The following is a 25,210-nucleotide window of genomic DNA, read 5'->3' on the forward strand; positions in this document are numbered from 1 at the left end:
TTATGAGCGCTCGCCCTATTATAAACTACGATCCAGTTGAAGAAAAAATCAACTTTATTAGCCATGCTATTGGTGCAGTGCTTGCACTCATAGCGGGTATTTTATTGATTATCAAAGGGGCTTACTTAGAAACAGCGCAGTGGATCGGGTTGTGGGTCTATGCTTTGAGCTTATTTTTATTGTTTGCCGCATCGAGCTTGTATCATTTTGCCGAATCTCCAGAGCGTCGCGGTTGGTATAAAAAATTAGATCACACTGCCATTTATTATCTGATTGCAGGCACCTATACCCCATTTTTGTCTATCGCACTGCCCACACAAAAAGCCCATTACCTGCTCATTGCACTTTGGGTGATTGCACTCATTGGTACACTATTCAAGTTAGTTTTCATTCATCGCTTTGAAAAAATTTCACTGATTGCTTATCTGCTCATGGGTTGGCTGGCTGTACTGGTAATGGATGATATGCAACGCTTTTTATCTAAACCAGCTTTGACTTTTTTAATCATTGGTGGACTTTCCTATACCATCGGTGCATTGTTTTATGCGCTAAAAAAGGTAAGATATACGCACGCTATCTGGCATATTTTTGTATTGATTGGTGCAGGATCACATTTCCTGTCCATCTATCTTTACGTGATATAACCCGCGCGCACTACATTTTTTAGCAACCCTAATTCCGTAGTCTGCCCGAGGAACATTCGTATTTTTTTAAAAAATTACGCCTTTTTTAAAAAGATGACGCTTTTAAAACTCAGTTCGACTATTTTTTAAGTGTAAGGTCTACCATGGCGTCATTAAATACTGCTGTTGCTGAACAGCAGCCTGTAAACTCAAAATTCCGCGTACTTACAGCCAGTCTGGTAGGTACAACTATCGAATTCTTCGATTTTTATATTTATGCCACTGCGGCTGTCATTATTTTTCCGTACCTGTTCTTTCCAGCAAGTACCGATCCAATGACTGCGACTATTCAGTCTTTGGCAACCTTCGCCATTGCCTTTATTGCACGCCCGATTGGCGCTGCACTCTTTGGACATTTAGGTGATCGTATCGGCCGAAAGGCGACCTTGGTTGCAGCTTTGCTGACCATGGGACTTTCAACCGTGTGTATCGGCTTATTGCCCACCTATGCACAAATTGGAATTGTCGCGCCATTACTACTTGCACTGTGTCGTTTAGGTCAAGGACTCGGGTTAGGTGGTGAATGGTCGGGTGCGGTATTGCTTGCCACAGAAAATGCACCTGAAGGTAAGCGTGCTTGGTTTGGTATGTTCCCCCAACTGGGCGCACCGATTGGCTTTATCTTAGCAACGGGTTCATTCTTAACGCTGGGTCATTTTATGACTGAAGAAGCGTTCATGACTTGGGGCTGGCGTATTCCTTTTATCTCAAGTGCGTTATTGGTAATTGTAGGTCTGTGGATTCGTTTGCAACTCCATGAAACCCCCGCGTTCCAGAAAGTTTTAGACAAGCAAAAAGAAGTTAACATTCCATTTAAAGAAGTGATCACCAAGCACTGGGGCATGTTAATTTTAGGTACCATTGCAGCCATCTGCACCTTTGTGGTGTTCTACCTCACGACAGTATTTGCTTTACAATGGGGTACCAAACAGCTAGGTTACACCCGCGAACAGTTCTTACAACTTCAACTGGTCGCAACCCTGTGCTTTGCTGCATTCATCCCCTTGTCAGCAGTTTTTGCGGAAAAATTTGGTCGTAAAACCACCTCTATTGCAGTCTGTATTGCTGCGGCGTTATTTGGTTTAGTATTCTCAAGCATGTTGGAATCAGGGAGTACACTTATTGTGTTCTTGTTCCTATGTATTGGTTTATCCATCATGGGTTTAACCTATGGACCGATTGGCACCGTGCTCTCTGAAATTTTTCCAATATCCGTTCGTTATACAGGCTCAGCACTGACCTTTAACCTTGCGGGGATCTTTGGGGCATCATTTGCACCTCTCATTGCCACTAAGCTTGCAACCACCTACGGTTTACACGCAGTAGGTTACTACCTCACGGCGGCATCGCTTCTGTCATTATGTGCGTTCTTAATGATTCGTGAAACCAAAAATGATGATGTAAATAATCAAATTTAACCCTGAATTTGATGTCTAAAACCAGCACAATGATGCTGGTTTTTTTATACCAATGCGTTCACAAACGCTACAAAAACCATATTTAAAATCTGTCGTTTTACTTCAAAAATAGAGAGAGATACAGATGAATAGGACCGAAAAATGGATGAAAAAATACAACAACTCACCAATGAACAACTCCTTGATGTCATCGTATTAGTTGAAGAAAATAAAATTATTCAAGCCATTCAATATATCGCCACACATACCGCTTTTCAATACGATGATGCACAAGAGATCGTGACTGAACTCACGAAGCGGCATGATGCTGCACTAAAAAGCATGTATCGCCATAAACGCCATCAACAACAACGCATATCAACCGCTGAATTAAGACACCACAGCTCCCTTGTGTCTGAAGGACGGAGCTTTACACAACAACAGCCACAAAGCCCGCATAGCACAGCAGTGAATAACCTCGACACCATGCAAGACCTACAAGCGCTTCATACAAAAAACCACAACCTTTGGATCATCTTGGCTGTGGTCATTTTGGTTTTAAGCTTTATTTTTTATTGGTTCTAAACCCAACTTAAATCAGTTCAATAATATCGATCGTCGGTGGTACACGAAAACGAAACGGCACACCCACCATGCCTGTTCCAACCGTAACAAATACATCCGCATGTTCATGTCGGTACAAGCCTTTTTTGTGTCCTAATATAGACACTTTTTTCATTACATAGTCTGTGAGCCATGGCAGCTCAACTTGACCACCATGGGTATGACCTGAAAGCATTAAAGGACGGCTGGGTAAAGCAGGTACCATATCGATCGTGTCTGGATTGTGCGATAGGATGACCCACGGTTTGTCCTGCGGTAAATGCGGCATAAAACGCATATCCGCCTTGCCTGCCCACAAATCCCCGACTCCAATCAGACGAAACTCTTCAAATTCAACAATCTGACCTTCAATATCAATCACATTATTCACCTTCAAAGCATGTCTCAACAAATTTTGAATCGGCGGACCAGGATACTGCTCATCATGATTACCATTGACCGAATAGACTGGGGCATTAATTTCTTGCAACACTTCTAATTCTTCTGCCAGTGTATTTTCAGGTTCATAAGTCCAGTCCCCTGCAACCACCACCAAATCAGGTTTTTGTTCATTCAGTCGTTTGACGATGGTTTTCAGCTGTCGCTCATGCCCTGAAAATAGGCCAATATGTAAATCCGCAATTAACGCAATACGAACGGGTTTGAGTAATTTATAATCTTCTTGGATTTGATATTGAGTGGTTTTGACATGTACAAAATGCGGTTCAATAAAACGTGCATAACACAGTACACCACTGACCAAAAACACAAAAATAGCTTCATGCCATGAATAATAGCCCTGAAAACCTGCATACAAGCTAAAGAAAAACAAAGGAATGAGTAAATACGAAAGATAAAAAGCCAATAAATGCACAAAGGCTTTAAACGGATGAATCGTCTCCGTATTGGTTTGACTGATCCATGCCTGATACACCGCCCACCCTGCAAGCAAGGCCATCGCAATATAAAAATAGAACACGACGGAGTGTGTATTGATCATAGACTTTTACTCACAATTTGTTCATCAAGAACACATAATCTTCTGTTTATCTTTTCACAGCTCAGAATTATACTCAAACCAAATTTATAGACTTTATGATGATGGAAAAACCTCACGGCTTAGCAAAACAAACTTCATTCCGTTCATCTTCGACTCAGCAAAATGCCAAATTGTTGTTGCTGAGCTGTATGGTTTTGACTGTTCCCGCGTGTAATACCTTACCCAAACAGATCCCACAGACGCCCGTCTATGCCTTTGATCTACCAACAGATCAAACCAGTTTAGGTAAAATCGTACTGCCTTTGCGTGAGCAAAATCCAGGACTGACGGGCTTTCATGTTCTTTACAACCCGCTCGAGGCATTGGCTGCACGTATCCATCTCATTGATAAAGCAGAAAAGACATTAGATCTACAATACTATATTTGGGACAATGATCGTATTGGTTCTTTAGCGCTTTATTCTATTTTGAAAGCCGCCGATCGTGGAGTGAAGGTTCGCTTACTGATCGATGATAACAATGCCAAGAAAATGGAAGGCATTTATTTGGCGCTCGATCAACACGCCAATATTGATATCAAACTGTATAACCCCTACCGCTTCCGTCACTATCGTGCGATGGATATGGTCTTAAATCTAAAACGCATCAACCGTCGTATGCACAACAAAAGCTTCATTGCCGATAATCAAATTTCGTTGATTGGTGGGCGTAACATGAGCAATCAATATTATAACGTCAGCGACAGTTATCAATTTTCTGATGTTGATGTGATGTTGGTCGGCTCTGCCTCAGATGAAATTGTGCATTCTTTCGATGAATACTGGAATGACGACTATGCCTTTCCAGTGCGTCAAATTGTCAACGCTAACCATTACAGCTTGCGTTATGAAGGTTTAAAAACCCAGTTAGAGCAGCACTATCAGGAAGTGACCGTACAAAATTATTTGGATCTGGCCAATCGTTCGCAGGCCTTTGAACACTGGCTAAATGATAGTATCCAGTTCGATTGGGTCAAAGCCGAAGTGGTGAAAGACTCGCCAAGCAAAACCAAGTCTCGTGCGAAAAAAGAAGAACATTTAAACTTCCAGTTGCAAACCCATTTAGAAAAGCCAATGGAAAGCATCGACATTATTTCGGCCTATTTTGTGCCTGAACGTAAAGGCAAAAAACATCTGGCAAACCTCGCTCAAAGTGACATTCAAGTTCGCGTACTGACCAACTCATTTAAAGCCAATGATGTGCCGTTGGTCCATGCCTTCTATGGAAAATATCGTGAAGACTTGCTGGAAAGTGGTGTTCAACTCTATGAGTTTTTAGCCACGCCTGCGGCCGAAGCCCTAAACGAAAACAATGAAGAAATTTCGAAAAAAGCCAAAGTCAGCATCAAAGGATTAAGCCGCTCGAGTCTGCATGCCAAACTCATGGCCATTGATGAGAAACAGGTTTTTATTGGTTCATTTAATTTTGATCCCCGCTCTGCCAACCTAAATACAGAAATTGGGGTTTTACTGAACAGTCCGCCGCTGGCCAAAGCGGTACACTACACCATGGACCAAAACCTCAGTAAATATGCCTATAAGCTGGTCCTAGATGCAAATAAAAACATTAACTGGCAAATCAAACAAGCTGATGGCTCTACCAAAACCTATACTACTGAACCAAAAATGAATTGGTTCAAACGTGCTGGTCTCAAAGTCGTCTCTTGGCTACCGATTGAAGGCTTTATGTAAGCCTTCAAGCTTGTTGCATGTTGGGTTGGGACTTCAAAACTTTCTGATGTAAATCAGCCAAACCTTGCACCATTTTTTGTTGGACCAGTGCCGTTAAACTCTCAACCGTATGTCCTGCGGTACAAATGGCTGGGAGCGCAACTAAATGTGCCGTGACTTGTGGCATTTCTAGTACTTTTTTAACATGCTCGGCAAAACTAATGTTACCGATAAACGGAGAGACTTGGTCAAGTCCGCCCTGTTGATTCACATAGCAAATCAAACAAATTTGCACATCACGCTGGGCCTCAATTGCTGCGCCTAATATACGTCCATGCACCTTTTTCACTTTAGAACCATCGGTCGTGGTCGCTTCCGGGAAAAACAACACAGGAATATCTTGTTTTAAAAACGCTGTAATTTGCTCTCGAATTTTGATGGAATCGCCTGAACCACGTTGAATAAACAGGGTTCCACCACTTTTTGCCAATTTGCCAAACACAGGCCATTTTTCAATTTCAGCCTTGGCTAAAAAGAAAACTCGTGCTCCTGAGCCTAAAACCGCTACATCTAACCATGAAATATGATTGCTGACCCAAAGTGCAGGCTTACGTGGAATATCCCCGTGGACATGAACATCAATGTTAAAAACCTTGCACAGTCGACGACAGAAATACTGCACGTAACGGGTATTTTGTGGATTGTTAATGTCTTTATACAAGCCATGTCGATAGACCAAATAAAACCCTTCGGACACGGCGCCAAGCCCCGAAGCCAACTTTTTACCATACAAAAAAAGCTTAGAGACACCTTTTAGTGATGTTGTTTTTATTTCAGTATTCGATTGCATAGACGGTTCACTTGGCACAGCTTCATTCAACATTTAATCATTGATTTCGGCTCATTCTATACTGATCTTAACTAACTTGCATTGATCATAAAAACCGAAGGACCAGATGATTATTTTCAATTTTAATCGTTTAAACAAATTAATTAAAATAAATCAATCGAAATACCAAAACATGGTGTGTACATGAACGCTCAAATGAATCCTCCAGCTCCACCGTTAAATCCTGTTCAGGCACTGAAATTTATTATAGGGCTCAGTATTTTATACTTTGGCACCTTGCTGCTTTTGGTTCACTTATTTCGCTCAATGTAAGGCAACAGCATAACTATTTCGCTCAATCTCAGCAAATTCATCTACACTAGAGTTTTCAATGTGAGATCGAATTTAGTGGAATATTTTGAGCAGAAGCAAGGTGGCGAAAAAACCATTTTAGTCAGTGTTGCCATCCATATTCTGGAAGACCTTGATGCAGAAGAATTTCGTTTGCTTGCTAAGTCGGCAGGTGCAGAAATTCTGGAGCATATTCACGCTCAAAGATTCAAACCCGATGCTAAATATTTCATTGGTTCAGGCAAAGCAGAAGAAATTGCTGCTCGTGTTGAGGAACTTGAAGCCACGCTGGTGATTATTGACCATGCCCTGACACCCAGTCAGGAACGTAATCTGAGTCGCATTATCAAGTGCCGCGTTATTGACCGTACACGCCTTATTCTAGATATCTTCGCACAACGTGCCCGTACCCATGAAGGGAAACTTCAAGTCGAATTAGCTCAATTGGATCACTTGTCTTCTCGACTGGTCGGTACAGGCATTAGCCTCGATAGCCAAAAAGGCGGGATTGGACTCCGTGGTCCAGGTGAAACGCAACTCGAAACTGACCGTCGTTTACTTCGTGTCCGTGTTGGACAACTTAAAGATAAATTAGAAAAAGTCCGTCAGACGCGTATTCAAGGGCGTGCTGCACGTCAAAAAGCCGCGATTCCAACCGTTTCTTTGGTTGGTTATACCAATGCGGGCAAATCAACCCTGTTTAACACTCTTGCCAAATCTGATGTTTATGCCGCAGATCAGTTATTTGCAACCTTAGATCCAACCTTAAGACGTTTGGAATGGGATGGTATTGGCCCACTGGTCCTAGCCGATACGGTTGGTTTTGTGCGTAATCTCGCACATGCTTTAGTAGAATCGTTTAAAGCGACTCTAGAGGAAACATTAGAAGCCAGTTTGCTGTTGCATGTGATTGACTCGAGTAGTCCAGACCATATGGAACAAATTGAAGCTGTTGAAAAAGTGCTCAAAGAAATTGGTGCAGATATTCCGATCCTACGAGTGTATAACAAGATCGATCAAAGTGGTGAACAAGCCAAAATCATTTACGCTGAACCCAATGTACCTGAGCGTGTCTATGTCTCAGCACATACAGGCGAAGGATTTGATCTATTACGCCAAGCGGTACAAGAGTGCTTGATGGGTCAAATTCAAAACTTTGACGTCTTACTCAAACCTGCCTATGGCAAATTACGTAATCAACTGTACGCCCTAAATGTGATTCAATCTGAAAATTATGATGATGAGGGCAACCTACACCTACAAGTGTATATTGCACCACATAAACTTGAACAATTGATTAAACAAGCACATTTACCGATTGATGAAATTTTAGGTTTGAAAGCAAAACAATTTCATCGTGAACTCGAAGAATTTGAAATCAAAAACTAAATCGGTTAAAACGTGATAAGTAAAATGTTAATGACAGAACAAAATGGAATGGATAAAAACTGTTGATTGGAAAGCATGGATCGGCACGGTTGCCCTGATCATCATCTTTCGTGAAGCGGCTGTGTGGATCACTGGACGTTTTGGACATCCTGAACTGGGCAATTTAATTGGACTGATTAGTTTATTAATCGTCCTTTTGGGTTGGAGAAAATTTCATAAAATTCCAGCACGTTTGGTCGATACCAACAATAAAATCATGAAAGAAAGTGCCTTTGCTTTTCTACCTATCAGTGCAGGCTCCCTGCTGATGATGACGCATTTAGGCAGTGAAATCCCAATGTTCTTGGTGGTGCTATTTGTCAGCACACTAATTCCACTGTGGGTTTACGCAAAAATGTCTAAGAAATGGCTTTAGGAGTGTGCACATGATTCCCATTATTTTCGGTTTTTTCCTAACCCTCGTTGCCTATTTACTGGCAAAGCCACTCAACAAAAAACTGCCACAAATTCCCGTGATTGTTTTTGGCATGTGCTTTGTGATTACCCTGCTCTTGTTGTTAAACATTCCGTATGAGCAATATATGGCACAGGTAAATCCAGTGTTTAACCATCTGCTCGGTTATGTCACGGTCGCATTAGCTATTCCATTGGCTGCCATGCGCTATGACGACCTCCCTCTCAAAGCCGTGGTGGGCATCTTGGTCTTTGCCAGTATCAGTGCGGTCGGACTGCCGATGGGACTGGCTTATCTACTACATTTGTCTGACCCTACCATTATGGCATTTGCCACACGAGCAGTCACAACGCCTATCGCAATTAACATTGCAACACTGCTGCAAGCCCCTGTGAGTCTGGCAATTTTAATCGTGATTTTATCTGGTGTGATTGGTGCTGCATTTTCGCCACTGATCCTCAAACACATTAATGACGAGCGGGCATCGGGCTTAGCGCTAGGTCTTGCAGCCCATGCCATCGGTACAGCTCAAGCATGGCAACGGGGAAGTATTGCTGGACGTTACGCAGCCTTTGGAATGGCTGTCAATGCAGTGTTTACAGCAATCTGGTTACCGTTGTTTATTCTATACTTGCAAAAAATGTGATATGTTCCTCACATAAACAATTGTATTGTTTAAAAAATCGACTTAAGATGAGTTTGTCGTTGATTAAATGATAAAAGGATTTTGTTCATGAGCAAATTGACACTTGCAATCGCATTCGCTACAACCGTTATGGGTAGTACAGCTTTCGCTGAAGATATTAGCGGCACTTGGAAAAATATTGATGACAAAACTGGGTCGTCAAAAGCCATCCTTGATATTCGCCAAGAATCAAATGGGACCTATACCGCTAAGATCGTTAAAGTGACGCCTCGTCCGGGTTATACACCAAAAGAAACTTGTATTAATTGCCCTGCGCCGTATACCAATAAGCCCATTTTAGGCATGGATGTGATGAAAGGTTTGAAACACAGCGGTAATACCAATTACACGGGTGGAAAAATCATCGATCCACTGTCTGGTAATATTTATAGCTGTAAAGCAAAACTCAGTTCGAATGGCAAACGCTTAACCTTGCGAGGCTACGTGGGCATATCTGCTCTAGGTCGTAGTCAAACGTGGATTCGAGAATAATCTGAGTTCTATTACTGAACAAGCTTGGTCTACGCAATCACTTGATACATTCATTTTAGATTTTGTAGACCACCACCGAGTCACTCATACATTGCTTCAAACTTAGTCTGATGGTTTCAAATTCAATGAATAAAAGAGTTTCAGCTCAGCGTGTATGATTTTTCAATTTTTAAAGGCAACTGCCTAACTCATATCTAAACACAAAACAGTTTGCCTTATGCAAACTGTTTATTTTTCTGTGTCTTGGATATCTTTTTATGAAACTATAGAGAACCTTATATGAAAAGTAAGTTTTTTATCGCGGGATTAACATTGTCCATGCTTTGCGGGGGAGCATTTGCACAGGACTTAACAGGGACATGGCAACAAATTGATGATAAGTCAGGTTCACCGAAAGCCGTTATCGAAATTCGTAAAGAATCGAATAATACTTACACTGGAAAAATTGTAAAAATTACTCCACGCCCAGGCTATACACCAAAAGAAACTTGTGTGAATTGCCCTACGCCATATACCAACAAACCAATTTTGGGTATGGACATTATTAAAGGCTTAAAGCATGTGGATGGCACAAATAACTATGAAAAAGGTCGTGTGATTGATCCACTGTCTGGCAAACTTTATGATGCGAAAATGAAACTGAATGCCACAGGAAAGCGTCTTTCTCTACGTGCATACATCGGTGTTTCTGCTTTAGGTCGTAACCAAATCTGGTTAAGAATCGACTAAGAATAAAAAAGCCACGAACTTCGTGGCTTTTTAATGCATGTGCTATTGAACTGGATTATCAACGGCAAATAAGGTCTCATCTTCTAAACGGTAGGCCATTAATTGATGCCCCCAAACACAACCGCCATCTACATTTTGAATCGAGTCTGAAATGGTTTTGCCTTGTAAAGCTGCCCAGTGACCAAACACAACTTTATGGGTTTGTGCCGCTTGCGAAGCAAATTCAAACCATGGTTTGAAGCCTTCAGGCATCGGGTCGTTGAGCGAGTCTTTAAAACTAAACTCCAAACGCCCAGCACTATCGGTTAAACGCATACGAGTCAAATAATTTACGATACAACGTAAACGCGCATGCCCCGTCAGTTCATCCGACCATAAGGTAGGCTCTTTGCCATACATTTCTTTTAAAAAAGCATCGACAACATCAAAATCATCCGCTGCAATGACCGCCTCAACTTCTGCGGCTAAAGCAGCAGTTTGTTCCGCTGTCCAATTGGTTGGAATGCCTGCATGAGTTAGAACCGTGGTTGCGTTTGGAAACACACACAAAGGTTGTTTACGTAGCCAATCAATCAAATCATCACTATCAATCGCATCAATCACATCACGAATGTTATCTTTGTCTTTAATTGCTTTAATGCCACGTGCAGCCGCCAGCAAAGTTAAATCATGATTGCCTAAAACTGTTGCAGCCGCATTACGCTCTACTAATTTTTTAATAAAGCGTAAAGCACCTAATGAGTTTTCACCACGAGCAACCAAATCCCCTGCAAACCAAATAAAATCTTGGTCAGGATCAAACTGAATGGTCTTTAGCAAGGCTTTTAGTGCTTCAAAACAACCCTGCACATCACCAATGACATAATTGTATCGAATCTCTGCACCTGCCACCTTAAGCCACCATTTGATCTGCTAATGCCACAAATTGAGCCAGTGTCAAAGTCTCTGGACGCGCCATCGGATCAACACCTGCTTGTTCAAAACCATCTTCAACCAACATGCCTTTTAAGCTATTACGCAAAGTTTTACGGCGCTGAGTAAAGACATGCGAGACCAAACGTGCTAAGGCTTTTTCATTTTTTGCCACAATCGGCTTAACCGCATACGGCTCTAGACGAAACACCGCAGAAGTCACTTTTGGTGGCGGGTTAAATGAACCCGGTGGTACTTCAAACAAGAACGTAGGTTTGCAGAAATACTGAATCATCACCGACAAACGACCATATTCTTTGCTATTTGGAGAAGCCGTAATACGGTCAACCACTTCTTTTTGTAGCATAAAATGCATGTCTTTAACTTTGTCACCAAACTCCAAGAGATGAAACAAAAGTGGCGTCGAAATGTTATACGGCAAATTCCCCACAACACGTAAAGGACGACCATCTTCAAATAAATTAGTGAAGTCGTACTTCAGTGCATCAGTTTCAATAATGGTTAAACGTTCAGGATGTGGCACACGCCCTGGCAAACCTGCCGCCAAATCACGGTCTAATTCGACAACCGTAAGTGCGTCACACTCACCAATCAACGGAGAGGTTAAGGCTGCCAAACCTGGGCCAATTTCTACAATGTTATCACCTGAACGTGGTGCAACTGAACGTACAATCTTGGCAATCACACGTTGGTCATGTAAGAAGTTTTGCCCAAAACGCTTCCGCGTATGGTGCCCTTCATCTTTAGGGTTTAAGGCATTAATTTGATACATAAAATTTTCCAACGTGAGTTAATCACTGAACATTAGTGACGAGCTAATTCTAACGCTAAATCAACAGCGACCTGTAAGCTTGAGCTTTTCGCAAGACCTGTGCCTGCGAGGGAGAGAGCTGTGCCATGATCGACTGAGGTACGAATAAACGGCAAGCCCAAAGTAATATTAATGGCATCACCAAACCCTTGCGATTTTAACACAGGTAAGCCCTGATCGTGATACATCGCCAAAACAGCATCGGCATCTTTTAAGTTTTCTGGGGTGAATAAGGTATCGGCAGGTAGGCTCAGGCTCATATTTATGCCTTGAGCACGGTAGCTTTCCAGCACAGGGTTAATCACCTCAATTTCCTCCATCCCCAAATAGCCATCCTCCCCTGCATGTGGGTTTAAGCCACACACTAAAATATGTGGATGCTCTTTTTTAAATTTGCTTTTTAAGTCCTGAATTAAAATATCAATCACTTGATGCAGTCGTTCTTTGGTAATCGCATCGGGTACAGCTCTTAATGACAAATGTGTAGTAGCCAGCGCGACACGCAACGTCTTGGTTGCGAGCATCATCACCACACGTTCAACTCCAGCAAACTCTTGGTAGTATTCGGTATGTCCACTAAAGTGAATCCCAGCATCATTGATAACTGACTTTTGTACAGGTGCCGTTGCAACACCTACACTTTTACCGAATATGGCATAATCGGCCGAACGTCGTAGCTGTTCTAACACATAAGGTGCATTTTGAGGATTGAGCTCACCCATTACAACGGCTTCGCTTAACGACACATGCTCAACATAAAGTTGCCCCTGAGTTGATGATGCTTCTTGCCCTGAATATTCAATCAGTTCAATCTCCAATCCCAAACGTGCTGCACGTGTACGCAGCAAGTTCATATCACCAAGGACCACGATCGGACGTTCATCTATACGAGCGGCAAGGCTTAAACAAATATCTGGACCAATCCCAGCAGGTTCACCACTGGTGACATATAAAGGCAGCATGATCAACTCAAATAAAATGCGTTTTGACTATTATACAACGTCTCACCCAGTATCTCCGCATTCACCGTACTCAACTTGAACCTATTCTTTTATATTTAAATCCTCACTTATCCTGTTTTCACATTCCATCGACTTTCAAAGAAAAAATAAAGCCTCAAACATATAAAACATGAGCAAAGAAATTGCGAGTCGTAACTCCTGTACTATCCGTTATTTTAAAATGGTTCTATGGTGATGATCCCGCATTTCATTCAGTGAAGTCATAAAGTTCAATATCGCTGTTTCCTCATTTTTTAAAGTTTGAACTCTTTTGTCGTTTTTTAAAAAGAATAAACTGATCTCTTCCTTTATGTAGGGAAATACCTTAAAATACGGCTCTTGAAATTTTATATTTTCATTTGTGATTCTGAGCAACTTCGTTTAGAATCGCGTCTCCTTTTGTTTGGACAGATTCCATAGTCCAAACCAACTATAATAGGTAGTGGTTTAATGAAAACTCTCAGCGCTAAGCCTGCTGAAGTTCAACACGACTGGTACGTTGTTGATGCTTCTGGCAAAACTTTAGGTCGCCTTGCGACTGAAATCGCTCGTCGTCTACGTGGTAAGCACAAGACTTCTTATACTCCTCACGTTGACACTGGCGATTATATCGTTGTAATCAATGCTGAAGAAATTCAAGTGACTGGTAAAAAAGCGCTTGATAAAAAATACTATCGCCACACTGGCTTCCCTGGTGGTATCCGTGAGACTAACTTTGAAAAGTTAATCGCTCACAAACCTGAAGCAGTTTTAGAAAAAGCTGTTAAAGGTATGTTACCAAAAGGTCCTCTTGGTTATGCAATGATCAAGAAAATGAAAGTGTATGCAGGTACAGAGCATCCACACGCTGCTCAACAGCCACAAGTTTTGGACATCTAAGGGATACAGCACATGGCTACTAATTATGGTACAGGTCGCCGTAAGACCGCAACTGCACGTGTTTTCTTGTCAGCTGGTACAGGCAAGCTCGTAATTAACAACCGTACTCTTGAGCAATACTTCGGTCGTGAAACTGCTCGTATGGTTGTTCGTCAACCTTTAGAGCTTCTCGAAGTTACTGAAAAGTATGACCTTTACATCACTGTTGCTGGTGGTGGTATCGGTGGTCAAGCTGGCGCTATCCGTCACGGTATTACTCGTGCGTTGATCGCTTCTGACGAAACACTTAAACCTGCTCTTCGTCAAGCTGGTTTCGTTACTCGTGATGCTCGTGAAGTTGAACGTAAGAAACTTGGTTTACGTAAAGCTCGTAAACGTCCTCAATTCTCTAAACGTTAATTCGTTTACCGAATCGGACAAAAAAGCCTTGGTTTATCCAAGGCTTTTTTTATGCGTCATTTTCAAGTTTTAAGTCTATGCTTCCTGCTTTATTCGTACTACATGCCTCTAGTTGTATATTCCAGCTTATTTTGAAAATTGATGATCTTTGGAAAGTGGTGCATTACACGGCTCATCAGTTTTCTCATCGACCATTTTCACAGGCCCATCATTATAAACAGTGACCTTACAGCCTTTTACTGTATATTCTTGCTGAATGCCGCCATACATCTCATCCTCAGATACAGAAGTAGCAACATCACAGGCTTCATCGGCAAAACAAGCTGCATATTCAGCAGTCTGCTGCGCTACATCTACTTGTTCGGCTGCATCTTGATTTTGAGCATAACTACTTGAGATGGAAGTCATTAGTATAATAACTGCAATCGATTGGGTGATTCTGAGCCTAAGCTGCATGGTTCTATCCTTCTTTTTCATTTATTCCAAGTTGTTCGATTGTATAAGCATATTAAAGTTAAGATGATTTTATTGGCTATTTTTAGTATTCTAACCGATTCACTTCACCTAGTTTCTTGAAATATGTCTGTCGAAACTACTCCGCTTCAAGGAATTACGCTGTATAGCCATGCAGATGATTTTCGCTCCCATTGGATTCGTTATGTACTTGCAGAGAAGCAAATCAAATACCATTTGGTTTTAAGTGATGCAGATGATGAAGATCTCGCCAGCTTAAACCCTTATAATCAGCTGCCGATGTTGATTGAAAATGATTTAAAACTATTTAATACCAATATCATCTCTGAGTATTTAGACGATCGTTATCGTCAAAACAAGCTCTATGCCGACGCACCTATGCCTCGTGCGGAACAGCGTCAGTATATTTGGCGCTTTGAACAAGATTGGTTAAAGCTTGCCGATATGATGTTACGCCATCCAGATACACTTGATGAACAAGCAAAACTGAAAGCACAAAAAAAACTGAAAGACACACTCATTTCCCTGACACCATTGTTTCAGCATTTCCCCTATTTCATGTCGGAAAGCTTTAGCATTTTAGATTGCATGCTTGCTCCTATCTTTCTACGCTTAAACAGTATGGGCGTGCATTTACCCAAACAGCAATGCCGCCCAATCTATTTATATTGTCAACGTATTTTTAGTCGTCCTGCATTTTTAAAGTCTTTAACTTTGCAGGAGAAAAACCATTATCAATCTGAATTTAAACAGCCGTAGAGAACATTATGTCTGATCAAGAATTAAACCTTACGCCGACTCGTCCATATTTAGCTCGTGCAATTTATGAATGGATTTGTGATAACCAACTGACACCACATTTATTGGTCGATGCAACCCAGCCCAATACTCTCGTTCCTGAACAGTTTATTCAAGATGGACAGATTGTCTTAAACATCGTCCCTCATGCCGTACATGCGCTACATATGAGCAACGATGCGATTACCTTCTCTGCACGTTTTGGTGGGATATCTCGTGATATTTATGTACCACTTAATGCTGTGATTGGCATTTATGCCCGTGAAAATGGACAAGGCTTATTCTTCGACCCAAGTGAGTATGACAATCATACCCAAAGTGAGCAAAATGCTTTAAAATCAGACAATGAAGAAAAAACTGAACCCGCTAAGAAAAAACCAAGTTTAAGGTTATTAGATTAATAAAATGGAGTAATTATATGGCTTTTGATTTAGTACAATATTTTGCAGAGCAGATTAAAATTCAAAAGCCTGAGCTTCTGAGTCAATATTCAGATGAGGAGCGACTTCAATATCTTTCTGAGGCCAACACCCTCTCTCTTGGAAAACTCATCACTTTGATGCGTCAAGATGGCACCAAGCTCTATCATGAGATACAAACCCAAGATCATCTCTATATTCAAGAACTTGCAAGGCATCTCACCACGTCTCCGCAAAATGAATCACAGTTAGCGAAGGCAGACTTAGAACATAGCTTGACCACCATGCTAGGTCTTCAGTTTGCTGAACTCAAACAACTTGATGTCACGGGAAACTTTGGCGAACATGGAATACGAGAGCTGCTTATCGGTCAAATTGAGCACCTCTCAGGTCTAGCGGATGACTGGGTTTGGACAACAAGTGAGCTAACAGAACTGATAGGCTCTAAACCAAAGCCTGAAGAAGAGCTATCATTAGAAGAGACGATGAAGGAGTTTAATCAAATGGTAAATCAACACGCAACAGACCACTCAGATCAGCTACACACACAGGTAGCAGAGCAAAATCCAACGCCAACATGGGCAAAACTGATTGAGCCTGCTGTGGCTATCGTGATTTTATGGGGACTTTATTGCGCAGCAAGTCAAATGTTTGTCTAATCTCCAAGGGATGCACTCATTTTGCGCATCCCTTTATTTTTTAATGAAAAATAATTATATATTGCATCTTTAAAAATCAAAAAAATCGATTTCTTTTTTGCTTTTATTTGTCCAAATGGTAAAAGTTACATTTTGTTACAATAGTAAATAAATTAAACACTTTTCAAATAACAATAAACTTTTTCACACTCCTATCTAAAATCCGCAAACCTAATCACAAAATCTCTAGCAAAAACTGACTAAAAGCCTCGGGTTTAATTGTACATTTATTCATCCTTTTTTTTATTACATTTATTTATATTGATAATTTTTTCACGCCGTCCATATAATTAAATCGAATTGTGAAACAACAAGTTAAAAGGATTTTAAAACTCATAAAAATGAAGAGAAAAACTATGGCTAAAGTGTCATTGGAAGCATTAGCAAATATCGATGGATTCTATGCAGCAGCATTGGTCGATGGAGAAAGCGGTTTGGCCCTAGCAACTCAAGGCGGTGGAAGCATCGATTTAGAACTCGCGGCTGCAGGTAATACTGAAGTCGTTCGCTCAAAACGACGTGTTGCACAAGCATTGAACTTGAATGACACCATCGAAGATATTTTAATTACACTGGGTAAGCAGTATCACCTTATTCGTCCTTTAGAAGGCAATGACAAAATTTTCTTATATCTTGTCCTTGAACGCTCTAAAGCAAACCTTGCTATGGCTCGCCATGAACTCAAAGGATATGAAAAAGGCCTAGATTTTTCTTAATTTGAATTGCCCCTTTCTCATCCTTTTGCGAAAGGGGTTGTATGCGTTGTCCTCTTCAACCTAATTAAATTAAAGAAATACTATGAATAAGCAATATATTAATATTGCGATTACTGGCCTGAGTTCAAACCATTCTGACGAACTTAAAACACAGCTACGTAATCTCATTCCTCAAGAGTATCAAATTAACTGGAGCTCCGCGGCTGACCCAACTATTGATTGTTTATTTATCCATGAAAGTTTTTATGAAACTGAAGGGAGCCAAAAGATCATTCGAAGTCGTCAGTTCCCATGGCTAAAATTTCTAAGCAAACCCATAACGAAAACCGACTCCACGAAAATACACTTTCTTTACCAATTACGCATCTTGAAAGCTTCTCGAATTGGATTATTCAACATCTACTACATCCCTCTTTTGACAATCAACAAATCCTTCCTATCGAAACTCAGAATAAAAAAACACCGTACAAATTAGAATATTTCAGCAAAATGCTGGATAGCGAACGCAACTCAAAGCTCCATCTTTTTGATACATTAGGCACCATTGCCATCATTGATATTCAAAACAATATCGCTTGGCTCAATACAGAGCGCGAACAAGCCTTTACAGATTCTGGTTTTGATTATGACATTGCCAGCACCAGTAACTTCATGAAAGTCTCACGTAAGCACCCCCATATACTTAGCGACTGGTTATGGCATTTTTTTGGGATTCACCCATATTTTTGAAAGAAATTGCACCTGAAGATGGCCATTTTAAGATCCATATGTGGCCTAAGCCAGCAAGCAATGTGGACAGGAAAACCATTTTTCAACTTTCCAGCTGCTTTATTCAAGGTGGTAAAATTTCAAAAATTTCAACGCAGTTGAACCTTCCTATTGAAACTGTGCAGCGCTTTATTGCAGCTAATATCGCGACCAATAATCTCTCAAAAATCAATATTTGGGATAAACACTTTAACCCACCAGAAATGCCTCAAGTTACAGAAGAAGCAGGATTAATTAAAAGCTTTTTTGGACAACTAAGAAAAAAACTAGGCATATAGGATAATAATATGATTTTACAACGCTTTAAAATTGTTTTTGCTGGTGGTATGGGCGCGGCGATTCGATCACTCTCAGAGATTCCTGTACTGCAAACGGAGGCTTTCAACACAGATGCACAGCGCCATACCAAATTGGAAACTACAGTTGGTATTGATTATGGTGAAATCACGCTTGATGAAAACCTGACCATTGGGCTATATGGTACACCTGGGCAAAGCCGCTTCGACTTTATTTGGTCTGCCATTACTAAAGGTGCTATTGGTGCTGTAATTTTGATTGACCATCATTCAGATAACCCTATTCAAGAATTAGAAAGTTATCTGGAAACCTTTCAAAACTTTACCGACAATATTGCGATCGGCATTACACATACCGATCTTCTTTCTGAGTCAACCAAATCAACCACTATCTATAAAGACTGGTTATTACAAAATGATCTCTTTTCTCCACTCTTCTTTATCGATGCAAGGAAGAAAGATGACGTTTTGTTATTATTAGAAGCGCTTATTACATCCATTGAGATCAACTCAAATATTGCCAATTAACCCTTAACGAGGTTCTATATGTTTACTTTAGCTCAAAGCCGCACAGCACCAAAAGGGTTAATTGATTTTGCAAAGAGTGCGATTCAAGATGTTCTCATGAATGTCCGCAGTGTCAATTATGTCATGCTGTGTAGCACAGATGGCTTCGAGTTAGCCCATGTTTATAAGAGAAATGGGTATAACAGCACTAAACTTGCAGCAGTTAGTAGCTCGATTTTAGCTATGGTTGCTGCTTTTATGAATGAAATTCATCTCGAAGGTTGTCAGTCGATTACTTTGGATGCGGACAATGGTAAAGCCATTTTAACCTCGACTCCTTCTCCAAATCATCCAATGATTATCGTAACCTTGACTGAAAAAGATGTACTCTTAGGGCAGCTACTCTATACCCTAAAAAATGCAAGTAACAAAATTATGCAATACTGATATTTCTGATAAATGGTAGATATTTCACATAATTTTAAATTATATAAATGTATTTTTGTATAATTTAGCGTGTATTCTCCGCTCTAATTCTCTTCTTACCCACTTAATAATTCTTTATTTAAATTATTGAATATATGTTGCATAAAAAAATCCCCCTATCTCATTTGAGTTAGGGGGATTTAGAATTAATGAGCTGGCGATGACTTACTCTCACATGGATAACTCCACACTACCATCAGCGCTAAGAGGTTTCACTTCTGAGTTCGGGAAGGGATCAGGTGGTTCACTCTTGCTATTGTCGCCAGCACAACTGTTTATGACTATTCGTTGGGTCTAACCTCAGAGCAGTGCTCTTCGTGCCTAACTTTCATCAAATGAGTTATTAACAGGTATATTTGAGTTGGATATTGTATCTAGCTTTATAACTAAATCAAGTTGTTTGCAGTGATTTGAACCACAACACCAACTGTTTGGGTGTTGTATAGTCAAGCCTCACGAGCAATTAGTATTGGTCAGCTTCACATATCACTATGCTTCCACATCCAACCTATCAACGTCGTAGTCTTCAACGGCTCTTTAGAGGACATAAAGTCCTAGGGAAATCTTATCTTGAGGTAGGCTTCCCGCTTAGATGCTTTCAGCGGTTATCCCTTCCGAACATAGCTACCCGGCGATGCGACTGGCGTCACAACCGGTACACCAGAGGTTCGTCCACTCTGGTCCTCTCGTACTAGGAGCAGATCCTCTCAAATTTCCAACGCCCACGGTAGATAGGGACCGAACTGTCTCACGACGTTCTAAACCCAGCTCGCGTACCTCTTTAAATGGCGAACAGCCATACCCTTGGGACCTGCTTCAGCCCCAGGATGAGATGAGCCGACATCGAGGTGCCAAACACCGCCGTCGATATGAACTCTTGGGCGGTATCAGCCTGTTATCCCCAGAGTACCTTTTATCCGTTGAGCGATGGCCCTTCCATACAGAACCACCGGATCACTAAGACCTACTTTCGTACCTGCTCGACTTGTGGGTCTCGCAGTTAAGCGCGCTTTTGCCTTTATACTCTACGCGTGATTTCCGACCACGCTGAGCGCACCTTCGTACTCCTCCGTTACTCTTTAGGAGGAGACCGCCCCAGTCAAACTACCCACCAGACATGGTCCTCGTCCCGGATAACGGGACAGAGTTAGAACCTCAATATTACCAGGGTGGTATTTCAAGATTGGCTCCACCGAAACTAGCGTCTCGGTTTCAAAGCCTCCCACCTATCCTACACAAGTAAGATCAAAGTTCAATGTCAAGCTGCAGTAAAGGTTCACGGGGTCTTTCCGTCTAGCCGCGGGTACACCGCATCTTCACGGCGAATTCGATTTCACTGAGTCTCTGCTGGAGACAGCGCCCCCATCATTATGCCATTCGTGCAGGTCGGAACTTACCCGACAAGGAATTTCGCTACCTTAGGACCGTTATAGTTACGGCCGCCGTTTACTGGGGCTTCGATCAAGAGCTTCGCTTACGCTAACCCCATCAATTAACCTTCCAGCACCGGGCAGGCATCACACCCTATACGTCCACTTTCGTGTTTGCAGAGTGCTATGTTTTTAATAAACAGTTGCAGGGGCCTGGTTTCTGTGGCTGCCAATAGCTCAAGGAGTAAATCCTATCACCGTCGGCAGCGTACCTTCTCCCGAAGTTACGGTACCATTTTGCCTAGTTCCTTCAGCAGAGTTCTCTCAAGCGCTTTGGTCTACTCGACCTGACCACCTGTGTCGGTTTCGGGTACGATTCCTATGTAACTGAAGCTTAGAGACTTTTCCTGGAAGCATGGTATCAGCCACTTCACTGTACAAGTACAGCTTGCTATCAGTTCTCAGCATAGAGTACCCCGGATTTGCCTAAGATACATGCCTACAACCTTCCACCTGGACAACCAACGCCAGGCTGACTTAACCTTCTCCGTCCTCTCATCGCATTACATAGAAGTATTGGAATATTAACCAATTTCCCATCGACTACGCCTCTCGGCCTCGCCTTAGGGGTCGACTCACCCAGCCCCGATTAACGTTGGACTGGAACCCTTGGTCTTTCAGCGTGCGAGTTTTTCACTCGCATTGTCGTTACTCACGTCAGCATTCGCACTTCTGATACCTCCAGCATACTTCTCAATACACCTTCATCGGCTTACAGAACGCTCCCCTACCACTTGCAATAAATTGCAAATCCGCAGCTTCGGCATATAGTTTTAGCCCCGTTACATCTTCCGCGCAGGCCGACTCGACTAGTGAGCTATTACGCTTTCTTTAAAGGGTGGCTGCTTCTAAGCCAACCTCCTAGCTGTCTATGCCTTCCCACATCGTTTCCCACTTAACTATAATTTTGGGGCCTTAGCTGGCGGTCTGGATTGTTTTCCTCTTGACTACGGACGTTAGCACCCGCAGTCTGTCTCCCGGATAGTACTCATTGGTATTCGGAGTTTGCATCGGTTTGGTAAGTCGGGATGACCCCCTAGCCGAAACAGTGCTCTACCCCCAATGGTATTCGTCCGAGGCGCTACCTAAATAGCTTTCGGGGAGAACCAGCTATCACCGAGTTTGATTAGCCTTTCACCCCTATCCACAAGTCATCCCCTGGCTTTTCAACGACAGTGGGTTCGGTCCTCCAGTTAGTGTTACCCAACCTTCAACCTGCTCATGGATAGATCACCCGGTTTCGGGTCTACACCCAGCAACTAAACGCCCTATTAAGACTCGATTTCTCTACGGCTCCCCTATGCGGTTAACCTTGCTACTGAATGTAAGTCGCTGACCCATTATACAAAAGGTACGCAGTCACCGAACAAGTCGGCTCCCACTGCTTGTATGCATGCGGTTTCAGGATCTATTTCACTCCCCTCACAGGGGTTCTTTTCGCCTTTCCCTCACGGTACTGGTTCACTATCGGTCAGTCAGGAGTATTTAGCCTTGGAGGATGGTCCCCCCATATTCAGACAAGGTTTCACGTGCCCCGCCCTACTCGACATCATCATATAAGCCCTTTCGTGTACAGGACTATCACCCACTATGGTTGCACTTCCCAGAGCATTCCACTAGAACTTATATGACTTAATGGGCTTTTCCCCGTTCGCTCGCCGCTACTGAGGGAATCTCAATTGATTTCTTTTCCTAAGGGTACTGAGATGTTTCACTTCCCCTCGTTCGCCTCGTATGACTATGTATTCATCATACGATACCTGCCTTATGACAGGTGGGTTTCCCCATTCAGAAATCTCCGGATCACAGGATATTTGCCGCCTCCCCGGAGCTTATCGCAGGCTATTACGTCTTTCATCGCCTCTGACTGCCAAGGCATCCACCACATGCACTTAATTACTTGACTATACAACCCCAAACAGTCGATCGTTCCTACAAGTGAGAACGTTCAACATTACAGTTTGAAGTACTGTGCACTTAAGCACCGTACAGCTTCAATTCAATTCACATACCAAAACGCTTGATTCAGTTAATTTCGCTAGTAACTCATTTCATTCAACGTTAACAATTGCTTGTTAAGTTAACTAAAACGAGTATGAACAAATTATTTCAACTCAAATATATTCTGTTAATGATTTTTCCAGCCTTCGTCAGGTCAGGAAACTGTGATAAATCACAGAAGTTAATAAGTTATCTACTTACTAATTTCTGTAATCCAACCTATCTGCGCGAAGCATAGCTTCTTGCTTAAATTTCAAGGAAAAGCATGCTTTTCTTGTCTTGAAATTTGGTGGAGACTAGGAGAGTCGAACTCCTGACCTCCTGCGTGCAAAGCAGGCGCTCTACCAACTAAGCTAAGTCCCCAGCTTATCAATAAGTCAATGTCTCTGCTTTTCTGTATTCAGCATTTAATAATGCTTGTTAGTCAGATTTGGTGGGTCTGACAAGACTTGAACTTGTGACCCCACGCTTATCAAGCGTGTGCTCTAACCAACTGAGCTACAGACCCTCAGATACATCGTCATGAAGAACAACTTGTTGTGGATTCTTACCAATCGTCAATCTTTCGTTAAGGAGGTGATCCAGCCGCAGGTTCCCCTACGGCTACCTTGTTACGACTTCACCCCAGTCATCGGCCACACCGTGGTAAGCGTCCTCCTTGCGGTTAGACTACCTACTTCTGGTGCAACAAATTCCCATGGTGTGACGGGCGGTGTGTACAAGGCCCGGGAACGTATTCACCGCGGCATTCTGATCCGCGATTACTAGCGATTCCGACTTCATGGAGTCGAGTTGCAGACTCCAATCCGGACTACGATCGGCTTTTTGAGATTAGCATCCTATCGCTAGGTAGCAACCCTTTGTACCGACCATTGTAGCACGTGTGTAGCCCTGGTCGTAAGGGCCATGATGACTTGACGTCGTCCCCGCCTTCCTCCAGTTTGTCACTGGCAGTATCCTTAAAGTTCCCGGCTTAACCCGCTGGCAAATAAGGAAAAGGGTTGCGCTCGTTGCGGGACTTAACCCAACATCTCACGACACGAGCTGACGACAGCCATGCAGCACCTGTATGTAAGTTCCCGAAGGCACCAATCCATCTCTGGAAAGTTCTTACTATGTCAAGACCAGGTAAGGTTCTTCGCGTTGCATCGAATTAAACCACATGCTCCACCGCTTGTGCGGGCCCCCGTCAATTCATTTGAGTTTTAGTCTTGCGACCGTACTCCCCAGGCGGTCTACTTATCGCGTTAGCTGCGCCACTAAAGCCTCAAAGGCCCCAACGGCTAGTAGACATCGTTTACGGCATGGACTACCAGGGTATCTAATCCTGTTTGCTCCCCATGCTTTCGTACCTCAGCGTCAGTATTAGGCCAGATGGCTGCCTTCGCCATCGGTATTCCTCCAGATCTCTACGCATTTCACCGCTACACCTGGAATTCTACCATCCTCTCCCATACTCTAGCTTCCCAGTATCGAATGCAATTCCTAAGTTAAGCTCAGGGATTTCACATCCGACTTAAAAAGCCGCCTACGCACGCTTTACGCCCAGTAAATCCGATTAACGCTCGCACCCTCTGTATTACCGCGGCTGCTGGCACAGAGTTAGCCGGTGCTTATTCTGCGAGTAACGTCCACTATCCAAGAGTATTAATCTCGGTAGCCTCCTCCTCGCTTAAAGTGCTTTACAACCAAAAGGCCTTCTTCACACACGCGGCATGGCTGGATCAGGCTTTCGCCCATTGTCCAATATTCCCCACTGCTGCCTCCCGTAGGAGTCTGGGCCGTGTCTCAGTCCCAGTGTGGCGGATCATCCTCTCAGACCCGCTACAGATCGTCGCCTTGGTAGGCCTTTACCCCACCAACTAGCTAATCTGACTTAGGCTCATCTATTAGCGCAAGGTCCGAAGATCCCCTGCTTTCCCCCGTAGGGCGTATGCGGTATTAGCATTCCTTTCGGAATGTTGTCCCCCACTAATAGGCAGATTCCTAAGCATTACTCACCCGTCCGCCGCTAGGAAATGTAGCAAGCTACATCTCCCCGCTCGACTTGCATGTGTTAAGCCTGCCGCCAGCGTTCAATCTGAGCCATGATCAAACTCTTCAGTTAAAAATCATTAGTAGCTTATGGCTACAAATCTTGGCTCATCAATTTTCTGACAAATATTTCTCAAATAAACTTCGAGTAATTTTTACCTTCAATCAATGAAATATTTTCGATCGATCAATCAGTAAAAATCCACACAAGTTGTTCTTCATAATCTCTTAATGATCTT

Annotated in this window: 25 protein-coding genes, 2 tRNA genes and 3 rRNA genes; 19 read left to right on the plus strand and 11 right to left on the minus strand. The window is 42.5% G+C overall.

Annotation, left to right across the window (positions count from 1 at the left end; all coding sequences use genetic code 11):
• Positions 1 to 2: 2 nt before the first annotated feature.
• From trhA to F946_RS13395, 3 genes are all read left to right on the plus strand, one after another.
• On the plus strand, positions 3 to 644 hold the full coding sequence (gene trhA, locus F946_RS13385) for a PAQR family membrane homeostasis protein TrhA (RefSeq protein WP_004983150.1): 642 nt from the start codon (positions 3 to 5) through the stop codon (positions 642 to 644).
• Between the two features lie 143 nt (positions 645 to 787).
• Complete coding sequence (locus F946_RS13390) at positions 788 to 2,101, plus strand: MFS transporter (protein WP_004983152.1); 1,314 nt, start codon at positions 788 to 790, stop codon at positions 2,099 to 2,101.
• A gap of 141 nt (positions 2,102 to 2,242) precedes the next feature.
• A complete protein-coding gene (locus F946_RS13395) occupies positions 2,243 to 2,665 on the plus strand; it encodes a hypothetical protein (RefSeq protein WP_004983153.1) in 423 nt (140 codons plus the stop codon).
• Between the two features lie 7 nt (positions 2,666 to 2,672).
• On the opposite strand, the gene F946_RS13400 is transcribed toward F946_RS13395, so the two are convergent.
• Positions 2,673 to 3,683 carry a metallophosphoesterase gene (locus F946_RS13400; RefSeq protein WP_004983158.1) on the minus strand — a complete coding sequence of 337 codons (1,011 nt, stop codon included), beginning with the start codon at positions 3,681 to 3,683 and terminating at the stop codon, positions 2,673 to 2,675.
• A 101-nt stretch (positions 3,684 to 3,784) separates the two neighbouring features.
• On the opposite strand from F946_RS13400, the gene F946_RS13405 reads away from it, so the two are divergent.
• The gene (locus F946_RS13405) at positions 3,785 to 5,413 is read left to right on the plus strand and encodes a phospholipase D family protein (protein WP_080632298.1); all 1,629 of its coding nucleotides are present in this window, start codon (positions 3,785 to 3,787) and stop codon (positions 5,411 to 5,413) included.
• 4 nt (positions 5,414 to 5,417) lie between these two features.
• On the opposite strand, the gene F946_RS13410 is transcribed toward F946_RS13405, so the two are convergent.
• Positions 5,418 to 6,242, minus strand: coding sequence for a lysophospholipid acyltransferase family protein (locus tag F946_RS13410; RefSeq protein ID WP_035327022.1), 825 nt, complete (start codon positions 6,240 to 6,242; stop codon positions 5,418 to 5,420).
• Between the two features lie 387 nt (positions 6,243 to 6,629).
• On the opposite strand from F946_RS13410, the gene hflX reads away from it, so the two are divergent.
• The 5 genes from hflX (at position 6,630) to F946_RS13435 (ending at position 10,321) form a co-directional block, all read left to right on the plus strand.
• Complete coding sequence (gene hflX, locus F946_RS13415; RefSeq protein ID WP_004983172.1) at positions 6,630 to 7,961, plus strand: ribosome rescue GTPase HflX; 1,332 nt, start codon at positions 6,630 to 6,632, stop codon at positions 7,959 to 7,961.
• Between the two features lie 43 nt (positions 7,962 to 8,004).
• The gene (locus F946_RS13420; protein WP_004695106.1) at positions 8,005 to 8,376 is read left to right on the plus strand and encodes a hypothetical protein; all 372 of its coding nucleotides are present in this window, start codon (positions 8,005 to 8,007) and stop codon (positions 8,374 to 8,376) included.
• A 10-nt stretch (positions 8,377 to 8,386) separates the two neighbouring features.
• A complete protein-coding gene (locus tag F946_RS13425; RefSeq protein ID WP_004983174.1) occupies positions 8,387 to 9,061 on the plus strand; it encodes an LrgB family protein in 675 nt (224 codons plus the stop codon).
• Between the two features lie 87 nt (positions 9,062 to 9,148).
• Positions 9,149 to 9,592, plus strand: coding sequence for a DUF2147 domain-containing protein (locus tag F946_RS13430; protein WP_004695103.1), 444 nt, complete (start codon positions 9,149 to 9,151; stop codon positions 9,590 to 9,592).
• Positions 9,593 to 9,871: 279 nt separating this feature from the next.
• Complete coding sequence (locus tag F946_RS13435) at positions 9,872 to 10,321, plus strand: DUF2147 domain-containing protein (RefSeq protein ID WP_004983177.1); 450 nt, start codon at positions 9,872 to 9,874, stop codon at positions 10,319 to 10,321.
• A 42-nt stretch (positions 10,322 to 10,363) separates the two neighbouring features.
• Here the strand turns inward: F946_RS13435 and F946_RS13440 are convergent, their stop codons facing one another.
• Genes F946_RS13440 through pdxA form a run of 3 tightly spaced genes read right to left on the minus strand, consistent with a single transcriptional unit; the run spans position 10,364 to position 13,027 of the window.
• Positions 10,364 to 11,212, minus strand: a complete 849-nt coding sequence (locus F946_RS13440; protein ID WP_004695099.1) for a symmetrical bis(5'-nucleosyl)-tetraphosphatase — start codon at positions 11,210 to 11,212, stop codon at positions 10,364 to 10,366.
• Between the two features lies 1 nt (position 11,213).
• Positions 11,214 to 12,026: a 16S rRNA (adenine(1518)-N(6)/adenine(1519)-N(6))-dimethyltransferase RsmA gene (gene rsmA / locus F946_RS13445; protein ID WP_004695098.1), complete on the minus strand. Its 813-nt coding sequence runs from the start codon at positions 12,024 to 12,026 to the stop codon at positions 11,214 to 11,216.
• A gap of 32 nt (positions 12,027 to 12,058) precedes the next feature.
• On the minus strand, positions 12,059 to 13,027 hold the full coding sequence (gene pdxA, locus F946_RS13450) for a 4-hydroxythreonine-4-phosphate dehydrogenase PdxA (RefSeq protein WP_004983189.1): 969 nt from the start codon (positions 13,025 to 13,027) through the stop codon (positions 12,059 to 12,061).
• A 489-nt stretch (positions 13,028 to 13,516) separates the two neighbouring features.
• Between pdxA and rplM the strand changes: the two genes are divergently transcribed.
• Complete coding sequence (gene rplM, locus F946_RS13460) at positions 13,517 to 13,945, plus strand: 50S ribosomal protein L13 (RefSeq protein WP_004695096.1); 429 nt, start codon at positions 13,517 to 13,519, stop codon at positions 13,943 to 13,945.
• A gap of 12 nt (positions 13,946 to 13,957) precedes the next feature.
• Positions 13,958 to 14,344: a 30S ribosomal protein S9 gene (rpsI, locus tag F946_RS13465; protein ID WP_004695095.1), complete on the plus strand. Its 387-nt coding sequence runs from the start codon at positions 13,958 to 13,960 to the stop codon at positions 14,342 to 14,344.
• 126 nt (positions 14,345 to 14,470) lie between these two features.
• Here rpsI and F946_RS17575 read toward each other — a convergent pair whose 3' ends face one another.
• Complete coding sequence (locus F946_RS17575) at positions 14,471 to 14,800, minus strand: hypothetical protein (RefSeq protein ID WP_004983198.1); 330 nt, start codon at positions 14,798 to 14,800, stop codon at positions 14,471 to 14,473.
• A 123-nt stretch (positions 14,801 to 14,923) separates the two neighbouring features.
• Here F946_RS17575 and F946_RS13475 point away from each other — a divergent pair, with 123 nt between their 5' ends.
• From F946_RS13475 to F946_RS13505, 8 genes are all read left to right on the plus strand, one after another.
• Complete coding sequence (locus F946_RS13475; protein ID WP_004983201.1) at positions 14,924 to 15,577, plus strand: glutathione S-transferase N-terminal domain-containing protein; 654 nt, start codon at positions 14,924 to 14,926, stop codon at positions 15,575 to 15,577.
• Between the two features lie 8 nt (positions 15,578 to 15,585).
• Positions 15,586 to 16,017: a ClpXP protease specificity-enhancing factor gene (locus tag F946_RS13480; protein WP_004983203.1), complete on the plus strand. Its 432-nt coding sequence runs from the start codon at positions 15,586 to 15,588 to the stop codon at positions 16,015 to 16,017.
• A gap of 17 nt (positions 16,018 to 16,034) precedes the next feature.
• Positions 16,035 to 16,694, plus strand: coding sequence for a hypothetical protein (locus tag F946_RS13485; RefSeq protein WP_004983205.1), 660 nt, complete (start codon positions 16,035 to 16,037; stop codon positions 16,692 to 16,694).
• 395 nt (positions 16,695 to 17,089) lie between these two features.
• A complete protein-coding gene (locus tag F946_RS13490; protein WP_004983207.1) occupies positions 17,090 to 17,449 on the plus strand; it encodes a hypothetical protein in 360 nt (119 codons plus the stop codon).
• Positions 17,450 to 17,740: 291 nt separating this feature from the next.
• On the plus strand, positions 17,741 to 18,178 hold the full coding sequence (locus F946_RS17445; protein ID WP_004983211.1) for a hypothetical protein: 438 nt from the start codon (positions 17,741 to 17,743) through the stop codon (positions 18,176 to 18,178).
• A complete protein-coding gene (locus F946_RS17450; protein ID WP_227554979.1) occupies positions 18,175 to 18,495 on the plus strand; it encodes a hypothetical protein in 321 nt (106 codons plus the stop codon). The genes F946_RS17445 and F946_RS17450 overlap by 4 nt, the downstream gene beginning before the upstream one ends.
• 9 nt (positions 18,496 to 18,504) lie before the next feature.
• The gene (locus tag F946_RS13500; protein WP_004983218.1) at positions 18,505 to 19,041 is read left to right on the plus strand and encodes a GTP-binding protein; all 537 of its coding nucleotides are present in this window, start codon (positions 18,505 to 18,507) and stop codon (positions 19,039 to 19,041) included.
• Positions 19,042 to 19,059: 18 nt separating this feature from the next.
• Positions 19,060 to 19,467, plus strand: a complete 408-nt coding sequence (locus tag F946_RS13505) for a roadblock/LC7 domain-containing protein (protein ID WP_004983220.1) — start codon at positions 19,060 to 19,062, stop codon at positions 19,465 to 19,467.
• 191 nt (positions 19,468 to 19,658) lie between these two features.
• On the opposite strand, the gene rrf is transcribed toward F946_RS13505, so the two are convergent.
• From rrf to F946_RS13530, 5 genes are all read right to left on the minus strand, one after another.
• A 5S ribosomal RNA gene (gene rrf, locus F946_RS13510) occupies positions 19,659 to 19,773 on the minus strand.
• A 175-nt stretch (positions 19,774 to 19,948) separates the two neighbouring features.
• Positions 19,949 to 22,842, minus strand: a 23S ribosomal RNA gene (locus tag F946_RS13515).
• Between the two features lie 382 nt (positions 22,843 to 23,224).
• Positions 23,225 to 23,300 (minus strand) — tRNA-Ala (locus tag F946_RS13520).
• Between the two features lie 68 nt (positions 23,301 to 23,368).
• A tRNA-Ile gene (locus F946_RS13525) sits at positions 23,369 to 23,445 on the minus strand.
• Positions 23,446 to 23,506: 61 nt separating this feature from the next.
• Positions 23,507 to 25,044 (minus strand): 16S ribosomal RNA (locus F946_RS13530).
• Together the 16S, 23S and 5S rRNA genes with 2 tRNA genes alongside form the textbook arrangement of a ribosomal RNA operon.
• Positions 25,045 to 25,210: the final 166 nt, after the last annotated feature.

The organism is Acinetobacter johnsonii ANC 3681 (assembly GCF_000368805.1).
Classification (GTDB): domain Bacteria; phylum Pseudomonadota; class Gammaproteobacteria; order Pseudomonadales; family Moraxellaceae; genus Acinetobacter; species Acinetobacter johnsonii.

Bases quoted from the DNA above. Each gene is read 5' to 3' on its own strand.
- F946_RS17445 (WP_004983211.1), top strand. From the start codon at position 17,741: ATGGCTAAAATTTCTAAGCAAACCCATAACGAAAACCGACTCCACGAA.
- F946_RS13485 (WP_004983205.1), top strand. From the start codon at position 16,035: ATGGCTTTTGATTTAGTACAATATTTTGCAGAGCAGATTAAAATTCAA.
- F946_RS13435 (WP_004983177.1), top strand. From the start codon at position 9,872: ATGAAAAGTAAGTTTTTTATCGCGGGATTAACATTGTCCATGCTTTGC.
- rpsI (WP_004695095.1), top strand. From the start codon at position 13,958: ATGGCTACTAATTATGGTACAGGTCGCCGTAAGACCGCAACTGCACGT.
- F946_RS13420 (WP_004695106.1), top strand. From the start codon at position 8,005: ATGGAATGGATAAAAACTGTTGATTGGAAAGCATGGATCGGCACGGTT.
- F946_RS13400 (WP_004983158.1), bottom strand. From the start codon at position 3,683: ATGATCAATACACACTCCGTCGTGTTCTATTTTTATATTGCGATGGCC.
- F946_RS17575 (WP_004983198.1), bottom strand. From the start codon at position 14,800: ATGCAGCTTAGGCTCAGAATCACCCAATCGATTGCAGTTATTATACTA.
- F946_RS13395 (WP_004983153.1), top strand. From the start codon at position 2,243: ATGGATGAAAAAATACAACAACTCACCAATGAACAACTCCTTGATGTC.
- F946_RS13475 (WP_004983201.1), top strand. From the start codon at position 14,924: ATGTCTGTCGAAACTACTCCGCTTCAAGGAATTACGCTGTATAGCCAT.
- F946_RS13430 (WP_004695103.1), top strand. From the start codon at position 9,149: ATGAGCAAATTGACACTTGCAATCGCATTCGCTACAACCGTTATGGGT.
- rplM (WP_004695096.1), top strand. From the start codon at position 13,517: ATGAAAACTCTCAGCGCTAAGCCTGCTGAAGTTCAACACGACTGGTAC.
- F946_RS13425 (WP_004983174.1), top strand. From the start codon at position 8,387: ATGATTCCCATTATTTTCGGTTTTTTCCTAACCCTCGTTGCCTATTTA.
- rsmA (WP_004695098.1), bottom strand. From the start codon at position 12,026: ATGTATCAAATTAATGCCTTAAACCCTAAAGATGAAGGGCACCATACG.
- trhA (WP_004983150.1), top strand. From the start codon at position 3: ATGAGCGCTCGCCCTATTATAAACTACGATCCAGTTGAAGAAAAAATC.
- F946_RS13500 (WP_004983218.1), top strand. From the start codon at position 18,505: ATGATTTTACAACGCTTTAAAATTGTTTTTGCTGGTGGTATGGGCGCG.
- F946_RS13410 (WP_035327022.1), bottom strand. From the start codon at position 6,242: ATGCAATCGAATACTGAAATAAAAACAACATCACTAAAAGGTGTCTCT.
- pdxA (WP_004983189.1), bottom strand. From the start codon at position 13,027: ATGCTGCCTTTATATGTCACCAGTGGTGAACCTGCTGGGATTGGTCCA.
- F946_RS13390 (WP_004983152.1), top strand. From the start codon at position 788: ATGGCGTCATTAAATACTGCTGTTGCTGAACAGCAGCCTGTAAACTCA.
- F946_RS13505 (WP_004983220.1), top strand. From the start codon at position 19,060: ATGTTTACTTTAGCTCAAAGCCGCACAGCACCAAAAGGGTTAATTGAT.
- F946_RS13480 (WP_004983203.1), top strand. From the start codon at position 15,586: ATGTCTGATCAAGAATTAAACCTTACGCCGACTCGTCCATATTTAGCT.
- F946_RS13490 (WP_004983207.1), top strand. From the start codon at position 17,090: ATGGCTAAAGTGTCATTGGAAGCATTAGCAAATATCGATGGATTCTAT.
- F946_RS13405 (WP_080632298.1), top strand. From the start codon at position 3,785: ATGGAAAAACCTCACGGCTTAGCAAAACAAACTTCATTCCGTTCATCT.